Source organism: Hymenobacter sp. BT559 (assembly GCF_017571525.1).
Lineage (GTDB): Bacteria > Bacteroidota > Bacteroidia > Cytophagales > Hymenobacteraceae > Hymenobacter > Hymenobacter ginsengisoli.
Window position 1 is genome coordinate 159854 of record NZ_JAGETY010000007.1, and the last position, 22256, is coordinate 182109.

Genomic DNA, 22256 nt, shown 5'->3' on the forward strand with positions numbered 1-22256 from the left:
ACTTAACCAAGTACTATGGAAACCGGATTTAGAAAGTGGATTATCGTCGTGACGGTGGTTTTCTGCTGCTTGCTGGAGCTCATTGACACCAGTATCGTGAACGTGGCCCTGACCCAGATGATGGGTAACCTCTCGGCTACGCAGCAGGAAGTAAGCTGGGTTATTGCCTCCTACGCCATCGCCAACGTGATTGTGATTCCGATGACCGGCTTCCTGGCCGAGCAGTTTGGACGCAAAAACTACTACCTGGCGTCAGTCATTTTATTTACGCTGGCCTCCATGGCCTGCGGCCAGAGCACCTCGCTCACCGAGTTGGTTATCTTCCGCTTTATTCAGGGGGTCGGGGGCGGTGCCCTCATGGCTACCTCGCAGGCCATTCTCATTGACACTTTTCCGCCCAAGCAGCTGGCGCTAGGCCAGGCCCTGTTTGGCATGGGCGTGATTATCGGGCCCACCATCGGCCCCACGCTAGGGGGGTACATTGTGGAAAACTACTCCTGGCCCTGGATTTTCTACGTGAACGTGCCGGTAGGCATTCTGGCCAGCATCTTCACCATCCTGTTCATCCGCGACCCCGAGCGCATTAAGAATGCGATTCCGCGGCCGCTGCGCGAAATTGACTGGTGGGGCATTGGGCTATTGATAATGGGCGTAGGCTCGCTGCAGTACGTGCTGGAGCAAGGCGAATCCAACGACTGGTTCGACGACAGCTCCATCCGGATATTTGCGACGCTGGCCGCCGTTGGCCTCATCGGCTTCATCTGGCGCGAACTCACGGCCAAGGCCCCGATTGTGGACCTGCGCGTGCTTACCAAGAGCCGCAACCTAGCGGTGGGGGCGTTCCTCTCGTTTGTGCTCGGCTTCGGCTTGTTTGCCTCCGTGTTTGTATTCCCGATTTTCACCCAGCGTATTCTGGGCTTCTCGGCCGAGCAAACCGGCTGGATACTGCTGCCCGGCGCCCTGGCCTCGGGCCTGATGATGCCCATCGTGGGCCGGATGCTGATGGCCGGCGTGCCCCAGAAATTCATGCTGCCGGTGGGCTTCGCCATCTTCTTCGGCTTCACGTTCTGGATGGGCAGCCGCATCTCGCCCACTGCCGGCGAGCACGACTTCTTCTGGCCGCTCATTGTGCGCGGGGTGGGGCTAGGGCTGATTTTTATGCCCATTACCACCATGAGTCTCGCGGGCCTGCAAGGCCGCGATGCCGGGCAGGCTGCCGGCCTCACCGGCATGATTCGCCAGCTGGGCGGCTCGTTTGGGGTGGCCATTGTGGGCACTTACCTCGAGCGCACTGTTCAGCACAACCGGGTGTCGCTGCTGCCCAACCTCTCGCTCTACAACACCGAGACGGCCCAGCGCGTGCAGGCCTTCACCCAAAGCTTCCTCAACAAGGGGCTAGCCCTCGACCAGGCCAAGCAGGCTGCCTACGCCGCCCTCGAAGGCACCCTCATGAAGCAGGTATCGCTGATTACCTACACCGAGATTTTCTACGCGCTCGGCTACTTCTTCCTGGCGTGCGTGCCGCTCATCGTGTTTATCAAGCGCCCGAAGGTGGGCGAGAAAATCGACCTCAACGCGGCCCACTAAGCTTGGCCCGCGTTTTGCCTAGGGTCGCTACGTGGCTTACTTAGGTGGCGATTATTAGGCATTAGGTTATATAAAAAAAGGCTTCCGGCATAGTGCCGGAAGCCTTTTTTGGTTTTGAGGGGCTAGCGCCGCCCTACTGATACTGGATGTAGAGCGGCTTGGGGTTGAGCTTGGTCAGTACCTCGCTAGGCGTCATCATGTGGTGGGGCTTAGGCTTGATGTCGTACTCGTAGAAGAGCTTGAAGCCGGTAAACTGCACGGGCTCTTTTTCGATGTAAGCTTTGTACGAATCCTGCTTGAGCACGGGGTCCCCCCAGCCGTCCATGTCCATCACTACCTGCACGCGCGGGTCGAGCTTGATGTTTTTGACATTGGTCACCATTTTGCGGGTGAAGCGATGCACCATCAAAATCTTGGGCGGCAGGTGGTTTTCGCTCACGATGCGGGCCAGAAAGTTGATAGCATAATTTACGTCCTTGGCATCATAGGTGCCGATTTTGCGGTTAGGCTTCACGTGCATCGTGCCCAGGGCAAACTCGGGGTCGATGCCCAGGTGCACCATGGGGTCTTTGAGGTATTCGGTGAGCTTGGGCAGCTCGTGCTCGAGGTCGCTCCAGCCCACCTGCACATCCAGAAACAGAATGGCGTTTTTTTCGCGGGCCCACTGGCGCGTTTCCTCGATGGTGCTTTTCGAGTTCATCAGGCGCCACTTGCCATCGGCGCCGGGCGAGCCCTGCGCCGTGATGGTGACACTGTGGAAGGCCGGCAGCACGGGCAGGCTAGGGTCGGCAGCCTGCCACTCTTTCAAGACACCGTCGAACTTGCGCATCATCTGGGCCTTGGGCTCGCGGCCCAGAATGCCCATGCCCTTCGAGCGGATGTTGCCATAAAACGCCACAATGCGGTGGCCCGGCAGCAGCGAGCCCGGCAGCTGGCCGGTTTTCTTGGCAATGCTATCGGCCTTGAGCGAGTCGCGCCGCATAGCTTGGCGCTTGAGCTTGAGGGTGTCGACGGGGGCCGGCTTGTTGCTGGTGGCTAGGGTGTCGGCTTTGTCGGTGGCCGCCTCGCCCTGGCCCGAGCGGTTGCAGGCTGATAGGCCCAGGCCGGCCAGCAGCCCCAGGCCCAGCGCCCCGCGCCAAGCCGAATGAAAACGTAAACGCACTATAGTTGAGCTAGGTAAATGAGGCTGCAAGTTAAGCCCAACCGGCGCTGCTGGCCGCACTTACTTCGCGAAGCCGGCCAATAGTTCAGCAAAAACACATGCGCCGGGTAGCTGGCCGCACCAAGAGCGCCACCGCTAGGGCCGGCTAGGGGCGGCCACCCATTCCCAGGCTTGGGCCTGACCCGTGCGGGGCTGGTAGGTGATGGAGAGCACCTCGGCACCGCGCCGCACGCGCAGGGTGATGGGCTGCTGGAAGCTGCTATACACCGGAATCAGGTTGACGGCTTCCAGCAGCTCGTCGCCCTCGCGCAGCCCGGCCATGGCGGCCGGCGAGCCCGCCACCAGCCCCTTGATGCGCTTGCCGGCCAAAAGTGATACCGGCTCGGCAAAGCCCAGGTCGAAAAAGCCGGTGCTGACGGGTTGGCTGACGACCGCCGGCCCGAAGGCGCCTGGCTCGGGGCGCAGCAGCTGGCCGTCTACCATCGCCTGCCAGTCGGCCACGGCCCACGGCCCGGCTTCGCGGCCCAGCAGCGCAGCCCAGTCTTGGGCCGTGGGCGCGTGCCCGGCGCGCTGCATCTTCAAAAGCTCGTTGGCAAAGCTTAGCACCGTGTGCGGGCTGCCGGCCTGGCGCAGCTTGGCATCGAGGTTGGCGAAGTAGAGCATGCCGCGCGCGTACGACAGCGTCCAGGCATTGCGGCCCGCCCACTTGCCAGCGGGCACATCGCGGTCGGGGGTGAGGCGCTGGGCATTCGTATAATACCAGCTGGCATCGGTGTTGAGGAGTGCGAGGTAGTCGGCCTGCGAATAAAGACCCGCCGCGTAGGGCAGGGTGAGCGCGAAATAATCAGCAATTCCTTCGGTGTACCAGTCGTCAAGCAGCGGCTTAGCTTTCAGGCCCAGGCCCCAGGCGTGCACTATCTCGTGGGCAATGGTGGCGCGCTCGTGCACATCGCTCAGCTTAACCTGCGGCGGCAGGTACATCATAAAAAAGCCGGGCGCCGCCACCCCGCTCGAAAACGGACTACCCGCGTAGGAGCGGAAAAAGAACCGGAACGATTGCGCTGCCGAGCCGCCAAAAGCCTGGCGCTGCAGCTCGTACACGTGTTCGGCAGCGGCCATTGGCGCGTCCATTTCGGCAGCGGTTTTGCCCAGGCCATACGCGCTAAAGCCGTGGTTGCTAGGGTGGGCGGGGTAGTGGTAGAGCGGCCCAGCCAAAAACTGCGCATTGGTTAGCTCTTCGGCAGTAGTCTGGGCCACGAGGTCGCCGGCGCCATACGAGCTAACAGCCGTGGTGCCGGGCGCCAGCTGCCACACTAGCCGCAGGGTAAACGCAGCTGGCAGGGCGGGCAGCAGCAAGAAGCCCTGGCCGCCACCGGCCACCCCGCCACCCGCCGCCTGCAAGTCGACGTGCGGCCCCCGCTTGGGGGCAATGGCACTGGCCACCGGCACCCGGTAGGCTACGTGCACCGTGCCCAGCACTGGCCGGCTAGCCGGCCAGTGCTGCGTGGTTTCGCCGTTGGCCTCGCGTATGGTGGGCTTGGCCATCGGCACCTGGCCTCGGGCATCGGTCACAATCAGGTTTGTTACCTGGTCTGCGTTGCGCACTAGAAACGGAACCAGCATCGCAAACCGCAGGTCGAGCAGCCGGGGCTTGGCAGTGGGGGCCGATAGGCTATAGGACACGCCTAGCCCATTGGCCTGGCCCGGCTGGGCGTAGGTAGGGCGCAGGTGCAGCGTCAGGACCGGGCCGGCGGCCCAGCCGGCCAGCGCGTGCAGCCCCAGCGCCAGCAAAAGCAGCCGCTGCAAAAAGGAAGGCATGGTGCGAGAGAAAGGGAACCCAAGCAAAGCTAGGGTACCTGTTTTGCTCAAGCCAAAAAGCGCAGGTTGTAGTGCTACGCTGCGCGGCTAGCGGGCCCGCAGCTGCCGCTTATACAACTGCACCGTATTCTCCAGCCCCAGATACAGTGCGTCGGCCACCAGCGCGTGGCCAATACTCACTTCCTGCAAGCCGGGCAGTTCCTGGGCCAGGTAGGCCAGGTTGTCGAGGTCGAGGTCGTGGCCGGCGTTCAGGCCCAGGCCAGCGGCCACGGCGGCGCGGGCGGTGTCGGCATAGGGCCGCACGGCGGCGGCGCGGTCGGTGGGGTAGTGGCGGGCGTAGGCCTCGGTGTACAGCTCTATACGGTCGGTGCCGGTGCTGGCGGCGGAGTCTACTAGGCTAGGGTCGGGGTCGAGAAAGATGCTGACGCGGGCGCCGTAACTCTTGAGTTCGGCTACCACATCGCGCAAAAAACCTTGGTGCTGCACCACGTCCCAGCCAGCGTTGGAGGTGATGGCGTCGGGCGCGTCGGGCACCAGCGTCACCTGTTCGGGGCGCACCTCGCGGCACAGCGCCAGGAAGTCGGGTGTGGGATTGCCCTCCACATTCAGCTCGGTGGTGACGATACGCTTGAGGTCGCGCACATCCTGGTAGCGAATGTGGCGCTCGTCGGGGCGCGGGTGCACCGTAATGCCTTCGGCGCCGAAGCGCTCGATGTCGCGGGCGGCTTGCAGCAGGTCGGGGCGGGCGTGCAGGCCGCGCGCATTGCGCAGGGTGGCAATTTTATTGATGTTAACGCTTAGCTTGACCACAGATTCAAACGAATTAAACGGATTTCGCGGATGTACCCCCTAACGCGGGCTGGCTACTTGCTAGTAAGCAGCGGCGCGGGCGGTGCAAGGTACATTTGCGGGCCGGTTGCCTTTGGCCCGCCTACTTAGCTAAACCTGCCATCGCATGACTAGTTCGCTTCGCTTGCCAGCCCGGCTAGGGCCTGGGCTATGGTTCGGGGTGCTGGCGGCTGCGCTGGTAGCCACCGAGTACGCCGTGGTGCATCGGGTTGATTTCAGCCAGCACCCGGCACTGCCGCCGGCCGTGGCCTGCGACCTGCTGGTGGTACTGCCAGGCTTGTTTTACTTACTCATAGTGCGGCGCTACCAGCTACCCCTCAGCACCTTGGCGGTAGCGCTGGGTGGGGGGCTAGCCCTTAGCCACTGGCTGCTGCCCACTGCTACGCTGCCGCTGATGGCCTGGGCTGGCCGGCTGGCGGCGGTGGCTGAGGTAGCTACTATAGGTTATGCCGGCGTGCGGGCGCGGCGCGTTTGGCGCGGCTATCAAGCGGCCCGGTTACAGTCGCCCGATTTTATAGAAAACCTGCACCACGCCGCCGAGCCGGTGCTAGGCCGCTTCACCGCCGCCATTGTGACCGAAGTGGCCGTGCTGCGTTATGCGGTGCTCGGCCCCTGGGCTAGCCCCGAAGTGAGCGCTAACGGTGTAGTGTTTACCACTTACCGGCAGTCGGGGTTTCCGGCGTTGCTCGCCACTTTTGCCGGGCTCAGCCTGGTCGAGATGGCCGCTGTGCACCTGGTAGTAGGGCACTGGTGGCCGGTGGCGGCCTGGTGGCTCACGGGGCTGAGTATCTACCCGTTGCTTTGGCTGTGGGCCCACGGGCAGGCGGTAAGGTGCCGGCCGGTAGTGCTTTCGGCCGATACCCTGGCGGTGCGCGTGGGCCTGATGTGGCGGCTGACCCTAGCGCGCGAACAGGTGCTGCGCGCCGAGCCGCTGACCGAAGCACCGGCCCAGGCGCCGGGCCTGCTCAACACCGCCCGGCTGCTCCTCACGCCCCCCAACCTGCTCCTGACCCTAGCCACGCCGCAGCCCGTGCGGGGCCTGTACGGCCTGCGCCGCACCGTGCGCTACCTCGCCATTTACGTAGATAACCCGGCCGAGCTGCGGCAGCAGCTGGCTAGCCCACGTGCTTAAGTACTTTTTTGTGCCGGGCCACCTAACGGCTCGGTTTCTTCTCTCTTTTACCCACTCCCCAAGATGCCTCTCAAAGAAACCATCGACGCCGGTATCAAGCAGGCCATGCTGGCCAAAGACAAAGTGCGCCTTACGGCCCTGCGCTCCATCAAATCGCAGATTTTGCTGGCCGAAACCGCCGAGGGCGCCAGCGCCACCGGCCTCAGCGCCGACCAGGAGCTGAAGCTGCTCAACAAAGCCGCCAAGCAGCGCCGCGAGTCGGCCGCTACGTATAAGGAGCAATTTCGCTCCGACCTCGAAGAAACCGAGCTGGCCGAGCTAGCCATTATCGAAGAGTTCTTGCCCCAGCAGCTTAGCGAGGGCGACCTCGTACAGAAGCTCGTCGCCATCATTCAGCGCACCGGCGCCAGAGGCCCTTCCGACCTGGGCAAAGTGATGGGCGTAGCCGCTCGCGAGCTCAGCGGCCAAGCCGATGGCAAGCGCATTTCGGAAGTAGTGAATATGCTGCTCAACAACACCGACTTCTAAACGAATGAGTAAATGGGCGAGTGAGTGCATGGGTGAATAAGCATAACCATTCACCCATTCGCTCACTCACCCATCTACCCATTGCCACGATGACCCCGCTCGACCTACTGCTGCTGCTACCGCTAGCCGTGGGCACCGTCAAGGGCTACCGGCGCGGACTGGTGCTCGAGGTGGTGTCGCTGCTAGCCTTTGTGCTGGGTGTGGTGGGCGGGCTGAGCCTGCTGAGCGCGGCCATTCCGGTAGTGCGCTCCTATTTGGGCGAGCTGTTTGGGCTGCTGCCGCTGGTGGCGTTTTTGCTGGTGCTGGTGGCCATTATGTGGGGCGTGCACCTGCTGGGCGGGCTCGTGAAAAAAGCCGTGCACCTCACGCCCCTTGGGGTGCTCGACCACTTGCTGGGCGCCGCGGCTGGCGGCCTCAAGTGGTTGCTGGGCCTCAGCCTGCTGCTGCACGGCACAGCCCTGGCGGGGCTGCCGCTGCTGGCACCGGGCCTCACTACCGGCTCGGTGGTATTGCCATGGGTGGTAAAAGCCACGCCGCTAGCCCTGCAAATTACCGGCTACGTGCTGCCCTTTGCCCACAACCTGCTAGCCCGGCTAAAAGGAGCAATGTGATACGTTGCTCATGCATAAGTTGAACCTGCTCCTGCTCGATAGCTTCGATTCCTTTACCCACACGCTGGCCGACTACCTGCGCCAGCTGGGGGCCGAGGTGCTGGTGCGCCGCAACGACGTGCCCCTGGTCGAGCTGCAAGCGCTAAAGTTTCAGGGTATTGTGCTGTCGCCGGGCCCCGGCTCGCCCGCCACGGCCGGCAATCTGCTGGCCGTTATCGAAGAGTTTTACCAGCGGGTGCCCATGCTGGGCGTGTGCCTGGGCCAGCAGGCGCTGGGCGAGTTTTTTGGGGCTAGCCTGCGCCGGGCGGCCCGGCCCTGGCACGGTAAGGTGTCCGACATTGAACTGCTCGGCGACGACCCCTGGCTGGCCGGCCTGCCCCGGCGCCAGCCCGTGGTGCGCTACCATTCGCTGGCGCTGGAGGCGGCCAGCCTGCCCGCTAGCCTGCTGCCGCTAGCCTTCACCGCCGATGCCGACCGCGAGCTGATGGCGCTGCGCCACGCCACGCTGTCGCTCTACGGTGTGCAGTTTCACCCCGAGGCCCTGCTTACCACCCACGGCCTACGTTGGCTGGCAAATTGGCTGGCTTGTTGTAACATTGCATAGGTTGATTTTTTGTGAAGAGTGCCGGTTGCGTGCGGCCCATTTGGCGGGCAATTGAAAGTCAGGCACCAACGACAAAAATGAGAAACGCTAAACCAAGAATCATGGAGCTTCGCCGCCAGCAGCAATACGGGTTTGACTACGTCGACGAAGGCCAGGGGCCGGTATTGCTGCTGCTGCACGGGCTTTTTGGGGCCCTTAGCAACTGGCAAGACGTGGTAGCCGAGTTCTCAAGCGAGTACCGCGTCATTATCCCGGTGCTGCCCGTCTACGATATGCCGCTGCTGCAGGCCACCGTGCCGGGCCTGGTGAGCTATGTGGAAAGCTTTGTGGAAAAGCTGCAGTTACCTACCGAGTTTACGCTCCTGGGCAATTCGCTCGGCGGCCATGTCGCACTGGTATACACCCTCAAAAACCCGGGCCGGGTGAGCCGGCTGGTGCTCACGGGCAGCAGTGGCTTGTTTGAGGACGGCATGGGCGGCTCGTTCCCGAAGCGCGGCAACTACAGCTTTGTGCGCGAGCGGGTAGGCTATACGTTTTATGACCCTAGCGTAGCCACCAAAGAACTGGTTGACGAGGTATTTGCGGTGACTAACTCCAACGCCAAATGCCTGCGCATGATTAGCATTGCGCGTTCGGCCCAGCACCACAACCTAGCCGGCGACCTGCACCGCATTCAGGTGCCGGTACTGCTGGTGTGGGGGCTGAACGATACCATTACCCCGCCCTCGGTAGCCCACGATTTTGAGCGCCTGCTGCCGCAGGCCGAGCTGCGTTTTCTCGACCACTGCGGCCACGCGCCCATGATGGAGCGCCCGGCCGGCTTCAACCACTGGCTAGGTGGTTTTTTGCGGCGCACTACGGTGCAGCTTGCACAGGCGCAGGCCGCCAACTCGGCGCGCTAGCTGTTATATTGGCCGAGGGCAGTCTTGGTTTTTCTGCCCAACTAGCAACCTTTCCCACCCGTTAGTAGTCCTATCTTGTGTAGCCCCGCGCAGGGTGCGGCGCACGTTGCCGCTGCCGGCTATTGGCTCAGGTTTTAGGCCCGTGTGCTGTTTGTTGCCCGCTTTTTAGCTTGTGTATTTATGCCCGCTCTGCTTGCCGAAGACCTTATCAATCAGATGATTCCGCCGCTGAAGGGCACCGACACGACCTCCAAGGCCGCGCGGTGGCTGGAAGAGTTCCATGTGGGCCAGCTGCCCGTGCTAGCGGGCCGCAGCTACCGCGGGCTCATCACCGAGCACGACCTGGCCGACTACGAAAACCCCGATACCCAGCTGGCCGAGCTGCCACTCGGCTACGCCAACGTGCATGTGCAGCACGACCAGCACTTCTACCGGGTGATGGAGCTGGCCATTGAGCAGAAAATTCAGCTCGTGCCCGTGCTTGATGAGCAGCATGAGTACGCTGGCGTCGTAACGGTGAGCGACGCGCTGGCCGCCTTCGGTCCGGTGCCCGGCGTGGCGGGGCAGGGCAGCATTCTGGTGCTCACGATGGAAGAGCGCGACTATTCGCTTTCGCAAATCAGCCGCTACGTGGAGGAGAACAACGCCAAGATTCTCTCGGCCCACGTCATTGCCGACGAGCACGACCCCTACCGCATTCGCCTCACGCTGCGCCTCAATACTGATAACCTGGCCCGCATTACGGCCACGCTCGAGCGGTTTGGCTACGTGGTGTCGGCGCAGTTTAGCGGTACGCCCGTGGCGGGCGAAGACGAGCAGGAGCGCTTCGACGCGCTGCTGCGCTACCTCAGCGTCTAACTTTGCGGGGTGAAGCACCGCGTCCGGCTTTCTATTGTCACTGCTGTAAGCCGGCTGCTGGTCCTGATGCTGCTAGGGTTGGCTGGCGCACTACGCGCCCAAACGCCCCACCTCTCAGCCCCGCCCGATAGCCTGCGCGAGCTCAGCCGCGAGGCTCACCCACCCGCGCTGGCCCCGGTGGTGGCACCCACCGACACCCTGGTGCGCATAGGCCCTTGTCCCGGTCGCCGGGTGCGGGTGTCAGGTATCTTATTTGTGGGCAACCATCGCACCCGCGAGCGCACCCTGCGCGCCGAGCTTGATTTTCACGAAGGCGACTCGCTGACCGTGGCTGACCTGACTAGCCGACTCGAAGCCAACCGCCGCCGGCTTTTCAATCTGCAGCTCTTTCATGCGGTGCTGGCGCAGGCCAGCTGCGGCAGTACCGGCCAGCTTACCGTGCTTTTCAATATGCAGGAGCGCTGGTATATTTTACCGACTCCGATTTTGTCGCTAGGGGAGGATTTCAACGTTTGGCGTACCCGGGCTGACCGGTGGCAGCGAATCGACTATGGCTTACATCTAATAGATACCAATTTCCGGGGGCGTGCCGAGCAGCTTACGGCTAATATTCAGCTTGGCTTTAACCGCAAATACGAACTGTTTTATGAAGCGCCAGGCCTCGGGCGCCGCCGCCGGATAGGGGCGGGGCTAGCCGTTTCTTACTTTCAGAGCCGTAACCTCGACTATAATGCGTTGTTTGACCGCCGTCGTAGTCTTGACGAGCCCGAAACGAATGCTTTCCCTATCCAGCGCTTTTACGTGTCGGGTGGTTTGCGTTTGCGCCACACCGTGCAGCTGATATCGGCCTTTGATGTGTCGTATCACCGCGAGCAAATCAGCGACCTCATCTATCAGCTCAACCCCGACTATTACCTCGGCTTAACCCAGCGCCAATACCTGGAAGCCAGCCTTGTTACGACCAACAACCAGCGTAATACTTTCGCCTATCCACTCACCGGGCAATTTATGCAGGCTGCCCTCAGCTTTCGGCAGTTTACGGGGGGCGAGCGCCTGCCGGCCTACGCTACGGCGCGGCTGCGCTACGCCCGCTACCTCAGCCTGGGCCACGGCTTTTACTACGCCGGTGGCTTGAGCGCCCAAACCCGACTATTTGCCCCTAGCCTGGCTTATGCCGATGCGCGCAGCTTTGGCTACGAAACCCTGGTGCGCGGCTACGATATCTACGTGGCCGAAGGCCGCACGTCTGTCTTGGTGCAGCAGGGCCTGAGCCTGCGGGCCTGGGCCCCGCCGCCGCTCAGGCTGCCGTTTCTGCACAACCCCAAAGTAGGCACGCTGCCGCTAGCCCTGTACCTCAACGCCTTTGCCGATGCGGGCGTAGCAGGCGGCAGCGTGGGGCGCTATCAATCGCCCACCAATCAACTGCCGGGCCAAGTGCTGGCTTCGGTAGGGCTGGGGCTACATTTGGTGACGTACTACGACCGGGTTTTCTGCGTCGAGCTCACACGCACGCTCACCGTTTACCCCAGTACGGGCGTGTTTTTCCGCACGGCCTTTCCCATTTAAGCAAGTTGCGGTATTAAGTCTTTGTTATGAAAATTGCTATTCTGGGTAAGCCCTTCGATGAAGCGGTCGCACCCTTTCTGCAAGCCCTGCTCGATGAGCTGGTAGCCCGGGGTGCCGAGGTATTGATAGTGGAGGCATTTCGCGACTACTTGGCCAGCCACCTGCGTTTGCCAGCCGACATCAGCACCTTTCGGCGCGGCGACTCCTTGCGCGGAGTACAATTCGTACTCAGCATCGGCGGCGATGGCACCCTGCTCGATACGGTTACCTACGTAGGAGCACTGCAGATTCCGATTCTGGGCATCAATACCGGTCGGCTAGGCTTCCTTGCGCCTATTAATCCTGACTATATACCCCAGGCTATTGACGCCTTATTTAAAGGCCACTTTACCCTTGAAGACCGGAGCTTGCTTCGGGTAGAAACCGACCCTGACGTATTTGGAGCGCTCAATTTCGGCCTCAACGAATTTAGTATTTTAAAGCGCGACACCTCGGCCATGATTGTGGTGCACACGTATATAAACGGCGAATATTTAAACTCCTACTGGGCCGATGGACTTGTTGTTTCTACTCCCACAGGCTCGACAGGTTATTCTTTGAGCTGCGGCGGACCAGTAATGCTGCCACAGACAAACAATTTTATCATCGCTCCCGTATGCCCCCACAATTTGAACGTTCGCCCACTTATCGTATCCGACCAAAGCGTTATTTCGTTTGAGATAGAAGGCCGCGCTACCAGCTACCTGCTTGCCCTCGATTCGCGCTCCCTGCCAGTCGAAGCGAGCGTACAAATGGCTGTTCGGCGCGAAAACTTTAACGCCCGGCTAGTTAAACTTAACCACGTCAATTTCTTAAGTACCTTGCGTAACAAACTCAATTGGGGCCTCGACCGCCGTAACCCGTCGTCCGTGCCGCAATTGAAATAGCGCTAAAAAGCCTTCAAAAAAGGCGTTTAGTTTTTTTAGTTCCCTTTAACTCTTACTTTTGCATTCGTTGCGAACCACGTCCCGTTGCGTTCGCACCTCCTTCAGCTCGACTAACTCTCTACTCTGCGCCTTATGACTAAGTTTTTCACGTACCCAACGGCCGTGCTCGCAGGCCTAGCGCTGCTAGGCTCCACGCAACACGCCGATGCTCAACAGTTCAGCAAGCGTAAGCAGTATACCTCTATCGGGGTGAGCCTGAATGCTATGAACTATTTTGGTGACCTAAACCCGCTCACCAATTTCGCTTCGGTGCACTTGGGCGATACGCGCCCTAACATTGGCCTCAATATCACCCACCGCTTCTTCCCGCGTGTGTCGGGCCGCTTTGCGGTAGCTTATGGTCGTATCACGGCTGATGATAACACAAATGCTAATAAAGACGATGGCAATGCGCGCTATCGCTATACGCGGAACATGAATTTCCGCAACGATATCTATGAAGCTTCGGCCGTAGTTATCGTTGACCTGATTGAAAACCGCAATAACTATCTAAAGCGTCCTGACTTCGTGCCATATGTATTTGGCGGTGTAGCAGGTTTTCACCATAGCCCGGAAGGAAAAGACGCCAATGGCAATTACGTCGACTTACAGCCGTTAAAAACGGAGGGTGTCGACTACAGCAAGTTCCAATTTGCAATTCCCTTTGGTCTTGGTGTACGCTACCGTATTAACCGTAACCTGGACGCAGCGTTTGAAATTGGATTCCGCAAAACTTTTACCGGTTATCTGGACGACGTGAGTGGCAAATACGCTGACTTATCAAAGGCGACTGTCCCCGCACAATATTTTGGCGGTTGGGGCGGTGGTAATGCACCAGGTGGTATCACGAACACATCGACTGGTGTAGCAGGTGGTTTCCATCCTGACCTGATGAACCCTGCAAATAGTGCGAAGCGTGGTCAAGGCAAGAGTGACTGGTATACTGTTACTGGCTTCTCGCTCAACTATATCCTGAACCCGAAAATTAAGAACCCCAAGTTCCGCTAGGCTATTGCTAGCTGGCTGGACCTTACCCTTACAGTCTGCTGCATGACCGTTTTTAGAGTTTCGTTCGCACTCCCCGCCAGCTTGCTGCTGGCGGGGAGTGCATTTTTTTTGGCTACTCCAGCTCTGGCTCAGCACACCAGCGAGCTCGGTATTGGTGTGGGAGCTACCAATTACAAAGGCGAGATATCGCCACAGTTTCAGTGGCAGAACAGCCGCCCTGCTTTAACTGTGTTTTATCGTCGCGACGTATCGGTGCCCGTCACATTGCGCGCTAGCCTTACTACTGGCTTCTTGCGTGCTACTGATACTAATGTGGAAGGTGTAAATGGGGGTGTGCCACCCCTACAGAACTATCGGCAGCTTAGCCTCAAGGGTGGCCTAGTAGAAGCTGCGGGCGTAGTTGAGTATAATTTTCTCGATTATCATGAGCGCAAAAACCAGCAGCGGGTGCATCTGTCGCCGTATCTCTTTGCGGGGCTAGGGCTATATTATGTGAGCACTACTGTCAGCAGTGCCAATGATGCGCTTAAGGCTGATTTTGACCGCAAAGGCGCTAAAGTGGGCATCGCTATCCCGGCTGGCGCCGGCGTGAAAGTCGCACTCAACGAGTACTTCAATCTTGGCTTGGAGATGGGAGTGCGCAAGACATTTACTGACCAGTTTGACCATACTGGCGACCAGACGCCCTTCTTGGTAAATAGCCATGACCAGGATTGGTATTATTATTCTGGTATCAGCTTGTCGTATACCTTTTATAGCATTCTCTGCCCAAAGCCATATGATAGAAACAAACGCCTCTTGAAATAAGGGCTTGTGCATTGCAGAATTAACAGGGTAAGTTATGTATTTACAGGTAGTTAATAACTGTAAAGCTGAGTAGGCCGCTAGCTTATCGCTGGCGCATCAGAGCCGGACTGCAACCCTTTGCGTAACTTGCGGCCTCTTATACGCAAACCGCAACGATGGCCGAACGGTCCGAAATAGACCTCTCTAATATTCCTGCCCACGTGGCCGTTATCATGGATGGTAATGGGCGCTGGGCCAAGCAGCGGGGAGGCCTGCGCGTGTTTGGGCACCAAAGTGCTATTACGGCGGTGCGCGACACAGTGGAAGAAGCCGCCGAGCTAGGTGTGCAGTACCTGACGCTCTACGCGTTCTCGACCGAAAACTGGAATCGCCCGGCTTTCGAAGTGACCGCGCTGATGCAGCTACTAGTGCATACCATTCGGCACGAAACGCCCACGCTGCTAAAAAACAGTGTGCGCCTACAGGCCATCGGCCAGGTAAATAACCTGCCCGGCAACTGCCAGCGTGAGTTGGCTGAAGCCATAGAACTGACAAAAGAAGGCACCCGCATGACGCTGGTGCTAGCCTTAAGTTATAGTGGCCGCTGGGACCTGACTCAGGCGGCACAGCGCTTGGCCGCCGATGTGGCTGCTGGGCATGTACAGCCACTTGAAGTAAGCGAAAATACCCTAGCTGGCTACCTGTCTACTGCCGGCATGCCTGACCCCGAACTACTCATTCGCACCAGTGGCGAGCAACGTATCAGCAATTTCCTGCTTTGGCAGCTTGCCTATACGGAACTTTATATCACCCCCGTTCTGTGGCCTGATTTCCGGCGCAGTCACTTTCGCGATGCTCTAAAGGCCTATCAAGGTCGGGAGCGGCGCTTTGGCAAAACCAGCGAGCAGCTGTCGGCCTCCTGATTTTATTACTTAGAATGATGCGTACCTACTTACGTAGTGGATTATTAAGTGCATTCCTGCTAGCCGCTGCGCTGGTGGCGCGGCCCGCGTGTGCACAGCAGGTGGAAGCCGCCGGCGAGGAGCCACGGAAATATGAGTTAGGGGGTATCACCGTGAGCGGTGCTCGCAACCTAGACCCTAATACGCTGATTGGACTGTCGGGTTTGCGAATCGGCGACATCATTAATGTGCCGGGCGATGACCTGGCCAAGGCTATCCGCAAAATCTGGGCGCAGGGTATCTTGTCGGATATCTCGGTCAGCGTTGCGCGTACTGAAGGCAATAAGATTTTCCTGGACTTTAACGTGCGCGAACAGCCGCGCCTTTCCAAGTTCACCTTCGAAGGGATAAGCAAGGGGCAGGCCACCGATATAGAGAAGAAAATTAAGCTCATCCGGGGCAAGGTGGTGACCGATGCCTTGCTGTCGAACACCCGTACGCAGGTACGCAAGTTCTTTACCAACAAAGGCTTCTTAGATACCAAAGTTGTTATCCGCCAAGTGGCCGACTCGGCGCTTTCCAACAGTGTCGCGCTGAAGATTGACGTAGATAAAGGTCAGAAAGTACGCATCCACGATATCGAGTTTGAAGGCAACAAGGCATTTAAAGACGGTAAGCTAGCCAAACAGTTTAAGAAAACGAAGGCTCGCAAATCGTATAAAATCCTAACCCCCGGCAAGTTCCAACGCTCCGATTTCGAAGACGATAAGAAGAAGCTGGTCGATTTCTACAATGACCAAGGCTACCGCGATGCCGCTATTATTTCCGACACCATTGCGCGTGATGCCAAAGGCTTGATTGTAAAGCTGCGGGTAGACGAAGGGCCGAAGTACTACTTCCGCAATATTACCTGGACGGGCAACTACCTCTACGATAGCAAGACGCTGTCATCGGTGCTGGGCATCAAGCGTGGCAGCCCCTACAGCAAAGAGAGCCTTGATAAGCGTCTGCACTACAACCCCACGGGCCAGGATGTAGAGTCGCTCTATATGAACGATGGCTACCTGTTCTTCCAGCTCGACCCGGTAGAAACCAAGGTAGAAGGCGACTCTATCGATATCGAGATGCGCATCTCGGAAGGCGTGCAGGCTCGGGTGAAGGACATCAACATCGCGGGCAATACTAAGACCAGCGACCACGTGTTGCGCCGCACGCTGCGCACGCTGCCCGGCGATAAGTTTAACCGCGAGCTGCTCATCCGCTCGCAGCGTGAGATTGCTACGCTAGGGTACTTTGACCCCGAGAAAATCGGCATCAACCCCGTACCCAACCAAGCCGATGGCACCGTGGATATCAACTACACAGTGGTAGAAAAGCCTTCGGACCAGATTACGCTGTCGGGTGGCTGGGGCGGCTATGCCGGCTTTATCGGCACGGTGGGCCTAGTGTTCAATAACTTCTCGCTGCGCAAAGCCCGAGACTTCCATAACTGGACGCCCGTGCCGGCCGGCGATGGCCAGCGCGTGGCCCTGAACGTGCAGGCCAATGGCTTGCAGTACCAGGCTTACTCGTTTAGCTTTACCGAGCCCTGGCTAGGGGGGCGTAAGCCTAACTCGCTCTCGTTTAGTCTGAACCGCAGCGTGTCGCGCCTGGGATACAACTTCAACCCTGAAACGGGAAGCTTTATCAAGGTAAACAGTGCTACGATTGGTCTGGGCCGCCAGCTGCGTGTGCCGGATGACTACTTCTCGCTTAGCAACTCGCTTTCGTACAGCCAGTACCAGCTGCAGAATTATTCGATTTTCTCGGACTTCAGCACCGGCCGCGCCAACAACATCACGCTCAATACCACGCTCTCGCGCAACAGTATTGATAACCCGACTTATACCCGCCGGGGCTCATCAATTAGCTTAAGCGTAAGCCTGACGCCTCCTTACTCGGCCTTCCCTGGCTCGCACCCCAATGTGTATGAGTGGGTAGAATTCCACAAGTGGATGTTCGATGCCTCTTGGTTTACGCCCATCGTGGGCAAGCTCGTGTTGAACACCCGGGCGCACTTCGGCTACATCGGCACCTATAGCAAGGACCGGCAGCCGGGGCCATTTGAGCGTTTCAAGATGGGCGGCGCGGGCCTGGGTTACGGTGGCGGTGGCTCGTTCCTGGTGGGTACCGACTATATCGGCCTGCGTGGCTACGACGACCCCAACGGGGCTTTTGCCATTCCAACGGCCCAAACGGGCAAGAGCGGTGGCGTGGCCTACAACAAGTATGTGGCCGAGCTGCGCTACCCGGTGAGCCTCAACCCGGCTGCTACGGTGTATATCCTGGGCTTTGCGGAGGCCGGTAATGCGGTAGATGTGTATAGCCAGTACAACCCCTATAAGCTGTACCGCTCGGCAGGCTTCGGCGCCCGTATTTTTATGTCGGCATTTGGTTTGCTAGGCTTCGACTATGGCCGGGCCTTCGATACGGTTATTCCGCCGCCCGGCACTACCTCTGTGCAGGATTTCAACCACTTCCACTTCATTATTGGCCAGCAGATTCGCTAGCGCCGTGCGGGGCTGAACGTTTTGGCTAGCCCCCATGGTTTACAAATGGCCTGGCAGCTTGCTGTTTAGACTAAACGAAGTGGCTGGGGCGTTGTAGCCAACGCGCCGAAGCCGATTTCGGATTGCGCTCTCCTTTTTTCCGCATGACTCACGTTGCTCGTTTTGCGCTGGCACTGTTGCTGCTGGTGGCCTGTGCGCCGGCCTGGGGCCAGAAATTCGGTTATATCGACACCGAATACATTATGAGCAAGATGCCCGAGTATGCGCAGGCTCAGGTAGAGCTAGCGAAGCTTACCGACACTTGGCAGAAAGAAATTGAGGCGCAAAAAAAAGACTTGGACAAGCTCTACCGCACTTACCAGGCGGAAGAGGTAGTCCTGACCGAGGACATGAAGAAGAAGCGCCAGGACGAAATTCTGAAAAAGGAGCAGGAAGTAAAAGCTTACGAAACCAAGCAGTTTGGCTACGAAGGCCAACTCTTCAAAAAGCGCGTGGAGCTGAACAAGCCTGCGCAAGACAAGATTTTTGATGCAGTAGAGAAAGTGGTGAAGGCGCGCAAGCTGGACTTTATGTTTGACCGCAACGGCGACCTCACCATGCTCTACGCCAACCCCACGCACGACTACACCGAGTTCGTGATGGAAGCGCTGGGGCTAGGCTCACCCACCCGCAACCAGCCCGGCCCCAAAGGCCCGGTAAAAACGGTGAAGCCGCCCAAGACCCCGGCGGCCAGCGCCGACCCCGCCTTCGAGTCAGATTCGGGTACGCCCGACCCGGCTATTCCGGCCAAAACGCAGTCGGGGCGGGCTAGCAAAGCCAACGCTGGCGGAAAGCCCTAGTATCCTTACCTTTGCAACCAAATTTTTTTAGACCCTTGACTTTCTTCGTAAACCGCGTGAAAAAACTTCACCTGACCTTCGCCGCCGTCGCACTCGCAGCCGCTTCTTTCTTTGCTCCGAGCGCCCAGGCGCAGGCTCCCCTTAAGATTGGCTTTACCAGCGTAGAATACGTGCTGAGCCAGATGCCCGAAAGCAAGCAGATTGAATCGGACCTGAAAGCTTACGGCACGCAGCTGGAATCGCAGATGAAGGCCAAGCAGACAGCTTTTCAAACCAAGCTGGACGACTACCAAAAGCGGGGCGGAGCAATGACCCCTGTGGTGAAAGCTGATACAGAAAAAGAGCTCCAAACGATGCAGCAAGGCTTGCAGGAGTTTGGCCAAACGGCTCAGCAGTCGCTGCAGCAGAAGCAGCAGGCGCTGCTGCGCCCGGTGCTCGACAAGATTCAGAAAAACATCGATGCCGTTGCTAATGAGCAGGGCTACACCTATATCCTGAATTCGGACTCGGGTAGCAACCCCATCCTGCTGCACGGCCCCAAAGACGGCGATGTATCGGATGCCATCCTAAAGAAAATGGGCATTACGCCCACGGCACCTACTGCTGCGCCGACGGTGCAGGCTCCTAGGGCCGCCGCTCCCATCGTGCCCGCCGCTCCGGCTGGCAAGACCAAAACCAAGAGCAAATAAGTATCGCCCACCAGTGGCCAAAAAGCCGGAGCCCGTGGCTCCGGCTTTTTGCGTATTAGCCATTTCGCTACGTTTTCTATTATGCTGCTTCCGCCTGCTGCTAGCCCCGGCCCCGACTTAGAACCCGACGATGCGGGTGAAGGCGACGAGCTTTATGAGCATCACCGCATTGTGGCCGACCGGGGGCAGGAACTGCTGCGCCTCGATAAGTTCTTACTCAACCGGCTGGCCAACGCCTCGCGCACGAAAATTCAGGATGCCATCCGGGCTGAGGCGGTGCAGGTGAACGGCCGCATTACCAAGCCCAACTACCGGGTGCGGCCGGCCGATATTATTACCATTACCCTGCCCGAGCCGCCACGCACAGGGAAAGTAGTGCCCCAGGAAATGGCCCTGGACATTCGCTACGAAGATGCCGACCTGCTTATTATAAATAAGCCCGCTGGTATGGTGGTGCACCCCGCCTACGGCAACTGGGAGGGCACGCTGGTGAACGGGCTAGCCTACCACCTCGAAAGCTTGCCTACGGGCCGCAACGGCGAAATTCGCCCAGGCTTGGTGCACCGCATTGATAAGGATACGTCGGGCCTGTTGGTAATTGGCAAGACAGAGTGGGCCATGACGCACCTCTCGCAGCAGTTTTTTCATCATACCATTGAGCGCAGCTACCGGGCGCTGGCCTGGGGCAAGTTTGAGGAGGATGCGGGTACGGTACAGGGGCACATCGGGCGCAGCCTGCGCGACCGCAAGGTGCAGGCCGTATACCCTGGCGGTGACCAGGGCAAGCACGCCGTGACACACTACCGCGTGCTGCAGCGGTTTGGCCCAGTCACGCTACTCGAATGCCGCCTCGAAACCGGCCGTACGCATCAAATACGGGCACATATGCAACACATCGGCCACCCACTGTTCAGCGATGCTACCTACGGGGGCGACCGCATCCGGGTGGGGCCGGCTAGCGGTGCTTATAAGGCCTTCGTGGAGCAATGCTTTACCCTGATGCCCCGGCAGGCCCTACATGCCCGCTCGCTGGGCTTTGTGCACCCTAGCACTGGCGAGCGACTCTACTTCGAAGCCGAACTGCCCGACGACTTCACCGCCGTATTGGAAAAGTGGGAAGCCTGGGCCGCAACCCACTCATAAAAAAGCCCCGCTACCTTCTGGCAGCGGGGCTTTTTTATCTGGATAAGCTACGGCCTACTTCTTCTTGACAGTAGTAGTCGTTTTCTTGGCGGTCGTGGTGGTGCGAGCAGGTACGCCTTTGATAATCTTCATGGCGTTGGTCGCATCAGCATTCGAGGGGTCAAGCTCCAGCACCTTTTGGTAGTAAGGTGTGGCGGCTGCTTTGTTACCTGCTTGCAAGTTGTAATAACCCAGATAGTTATTAGCTTCTACGAGGCCACTCTTATACTTAGTTGGGTCGGCGTTAGCCAGCTCGATGTATTTCTCATAGTAAGGCTTGGCCAAGCCCTTCTTCGAGTCAGGGTCGAGGTGGAAGTTAGCCTGGGCACGAGCCTGGTAAGCTGGTACATAAGTAGGCTTAGCCGTGATAATGATGTTGTACACGCTATCGGCTTGGGCATACTGCTTGCTGCCATTGAACGCGCTGCCGAGGCGGAACTGGTCGGCCAAGTCAGGATTAGCCTTGGTCTTGTAGATGCGAATGGCGGCTGGATAATCCTTTTTAGCCATGTAAGCCGTGGCTAGGTCGTTCTGCAGGTCGCTCTTCTTTTCGGGGTCCGTAGTGGCCGCAATGGCTTTCTGCAGCACGTTGATAGCCTCGTCGTTGCGGCCGGTCTTCAACAGAATCTTGCTCTGGTAAGAATAATCTTCTGGCAAGATTTTATCAGCAGGCGCCACTTTCATAAATTGGTCCATCGCTGCGGCGGCCCCTGCGTAGTCGCCGGTTTCATACAAGGACGTGGCCTTGATGCGATTCATGGTCAAATTGTTGGGCTCCTTGGCTAGGGCCTCATTAGCCTGGGCCAGGGCCTCGGCGTACTTCTTCGACAAGTAGAGGAACGCGGCGTACTTCTCCGTAGTCGAGGGCGACTTTTCGGCTACGTTGGTGTACTGCTGGAAGGCAGCCAGGGCCTTATCGTATTGGCTAGCCGAAGCATACATGCTAGCCATATCGAGATATGCCGGGGCATAGGCCGAGTTCAAGGCAATGGCCTTATTGAAGTTTTCCTGGGCGCCGGCGCCGTTTTTGCTGCGTACGTTCAACACTCCGCGCTTATAATAAGCCTCAGTGTAGTTGGGGTCGGCGGCAACAGCGCGGTCGTAGCTGCTCATGGCTTCGCCACCTCCCGCATCGCTGTGCAAGTAGATATCGCCGCGGGCCACCATCAGTGCCGGGTTATCCTTTCCTTTGCTAAGCGCTTCGGCCGTTTTCACGTACGTCAGCGGCTTGGTGATATCCATGTTCTTGCCATCGTACTCGCCGTACGCCTGCGCAATCATGGTCAGCACCTTGGGGTCTTTGTTTTTGGTGGCAGAAGCAGCGGCCGAAAATTTGGCGTCGGCTTCGCTAGCCTTGCCTTTGGCGAGCAGGGCGCGGCCTTCGGCTACCTGGCCAAACGGCGTAGGGCCAGCGGCGCGGTTGAAGTAGTAGCTAGCCGAATCGGGCAGGTCGCGCATCTGATACAGGCGCCCCAGTTCAAAGTTGGCTTCAGGTGAGTTGCTGCCACGTAGCGCGGCGCGCGCCTCGTTGTAGCGGCCTAGCTCAATGGCTTTCTGAGCAGTGGCTATGTTTTGGGCGGTGGCGGCCGTAGCGCCGGCCCCTACAGCGAGGGCGGTCAGCAGCAGCGGTTTCCAGGGCTTGTAAGACATAAGAGGGAAGGGAAAAGTAAACTTCAGGTGAAAGATTGGTACTAATACTACGCGAGGCAGCGCAAGGTA

20 protein-coding genes are annotated in these 22256 nt (G+C 58.9%); 16 read left to right on the plus strand and 4 right to left on the minus strand.

Annotated features, from left to right (window positions below; genetic code table 11):
* Positions 1-15 precede the first annotated feature (15 nt).
* Positions 16-1587 (plus strand): DHA2 family efflux MFS transporter permease subunit, encoded by a 1572-nt coding sequence (locus J4D99_RS11675; RefSeq protein WP_208131889.1) that lies wholly within the window; start codon positions 16-18, stop codon positions 1585-1587.
* Positions 1588-1720: 133 nt separating this feature from the next.
* Here J4D99_RS11675 and J4D99_RS11680 read toward each other — a convergent pair whose 3' ends face one another.
* The 3 genes from J4D99_RS11680 to J4D99_RS11690 form a co-directional block, all read right to left on the minus strand.
* Complete coding sequence (locus J4D99_RS11680) at positions 1721-2749, minus strand: hypothetical protein (RefSeq protein ID WP_309509617.1); 1029 nt, start codon at positions 2747-2749, stop codon at positions 1721-1723.
* A 135-nt stretch (positions 2750-2884) separates the two neighbouring features.
* Positions 2885-4567, minus strand: coding sequence for a M61 metallopeptidase family protein (locus J4D99_RS11685; RefSeq protein WP_208131890.1), 1683 nt, complete (start codon positions 4565-4567; stop codon positions 2885-2887).
* An 87-nt stretch (positions 4568-4654) separates the two neighbouring features.
* On the minus strand, positions 4655-5377 hold the full coding sequence (locus tag J4D99_RS11690) for a pyridoxine 5'-phosphate synthase (protein WP_208131891.1): 723 nt from the start codon (positions 5375-5377) through the stop codon (positions 4655-4657).
* 145 nt (positions 5378-5522) lie between these two features.
* On the opposite strand from J4D99_RS11690, the gene J4D99_RS11695 reads away from it, so the two are divergent.
* The 15 genes from J4D99_RS11695 to J4D99_RS11765 all read left to right on the plus strand — a co-directional run bounded on the left by J4D99_RS11695 (position 5523) and on the right by J4D99_RS11765 (position 20498).
* On the plus strand, positions 5523-6548 hold the full coding sequence (locus tag J4D99_RS11695) for a hypothetical protein (RefSeq protein WP_208131892.1): 1026 nt from the start codon (positions 5523-5525) through the stop codon (positions 6546-6548).
* A gap of 63 nt (positions 6549-6611) precedes the next feature.
* Complete coding sequence (locus tag J4D99_RS11700) at positions 6612-7076, plus strand: GatB/YqeY domain-containing protein (RefSeq protein WP_208131893.1); 465 nt, start codon at positions 6612-6614, stop codon at positions 7074-7076.
* Between the two features lie 89 nt (positions 7077-7165).
* Entirely contained in the window at positions 7166-7687 is a 522-nt protein-coding gene (locus J4D99_RS11705) for a CvpA family protein (RefSeq protein WP_208131894.1), read from the plus strand.
* Positions 7688-7697: 10 nt separating this feature from the next.
* Positions 7698-8291, plus strand: coding sequence for an anthranilate synthase component II (locus J4D99_RS11710; RefSeq protein WP_208131895.1), 594 nt, complete (start codon positions 7698-7700; stop codon positions 8289-8291).
* A gap of 101 nt (positions 8292-8392) precedes the next feature.
* Complete coding sequence (locus J4D99_RS11715; protein WP_208131896.1) at positions 8393-9193, plus strand: alpha/beta fold hydrolase; 801 nt, start codon at positions 8393-8395, stop codon at positions 9191-9193.
* A gap of 180 nt (positions 9194-9373) precedes the next feature.
* The gene (locus tag J4D99_RS11720) at positions 9374-10051 is read left to right on the plus strand and encodes a CBS domain-containing protein (protein WP_208131897.1); all 678 of its coding nucleotides are present in this window, start codon (positions 9374-9376) and stop codon (positions 10049-10051) included.
* 9 nt (positions 10052-10060) lie between these two features.
* Positions 10061-11617: a BamA/TamA family outer membrane protein gene (locus J4D99_RS11725; protein WP_208131898.1), complete on the plus strand. Its 1557-nt coding sequence runs from the start codon at positions 10061-10063 to the stop codon at positions 11615-11617.
* Positions 11618-11643: 26 nt separating this feature from the next.
* The gene (locus J4D99_RS11730; RefSeq protein WP_208131899.1) at positions 11644-12543 is read left to right on the plus strand and encodes an NAD kinase; all 900 of its coding nucleotides are present in this window, start codon (positions 11644-11646) and stop codon (positions 12541-12543) included.
* A gap of 132 nt (positions 12544-12675) precedes the next feature.
* Positions 12676-13590, plus strand: a complete 915-nt coding sequence (locus tag J4D99_RS11735) for a DUF6089 family protein (RefSeq protein ID WP_208131900.1) — start codon at positions 12676-12678, stop codon at positions 13588-13590.
* 108 nt (positions 13591-13698) lie between these two features.
* A complete protein-coding gene (gene porG, locus J4D99_RS11740) occupies positions 13699-14397 on the plus strand; it encodes a type IX secretion system protein PorG (protein ID WP_208131901.1) in 699 nt (232 codons plus the stop codon).
* 155 nt (positions 14398-14552) lie between these two features.
* Positions 14553-15299 (plus strand): undecaprenyl pyrophosphate synthase, encoded by a 747-nt coding sequence (gene uppS, locus J4D99_RS11745; RefSeq protein WP_208131902.1) that lies wholly within the window; start codon positions 14553-14555, stop codon positions 15297-15299.
* Positions 15300-15316: 17 nt separating this feature from the next.
* A complete protein-coding gene (bamA, locus tag J4D99_RS11750) occupies positions 15317-17827 on the plus strand; it encodes an outer membrane protein assembly factor BamA (RefSeq protein ID WP_236018631.1) in 2511 nt (836 codons plus the stop codon).
* Between the two features lie 143 nt (positions 17828-17970).
* Entirely contained in the window at positions 17971-18666 is a 696-nt protein-coding gene (locus tag J4D99_RS11755; protein WP_208131904.1) for an OmpH/Skp family outer membrane protein, read from the plus strand.
* Between the two features lie 56 nt (positions 18667-18722).
* The gene (locus J4D99_RS11760; RefSeq protein ID WP_208131905.1) at positions 18723-19355 is read left to right on the plus strand and encodes an OmpH family outer membrane protein; all 633 of its coding nucleotides are present in this window, start codon (positions 18723-18725) and stop codon (positions 19353-19355) included.
* 81 nt (positions 19356-19436) lie between these two features.
* A complete protein-coding gene (locus tag J4D99_RS11765) occupies positions 19437-20498 on the plus strand; it encodes an RluA family pseudouridine synthase (RefSeq protein ID WP_208131906.1) in 1062 nt (353 codons plus the stop codon).
* Between the two features lie 54 nt (positions 20499-20552).
* Here the strand turns inward: J4D99_RS11765 and J4D99_RS11770 are convergent, their stop codons facing one another.
* Entirely contained in the window at positions 20553-22187 is a 1635-nt protein-coding gene (locus J4D99_RS11770; RefSeq protein ID WP_208131907.1) for a tetratricopeptide repeat protein, read from the minus strand.
* Positions 22188-22256: the final 69 nt, after the last annotated feature.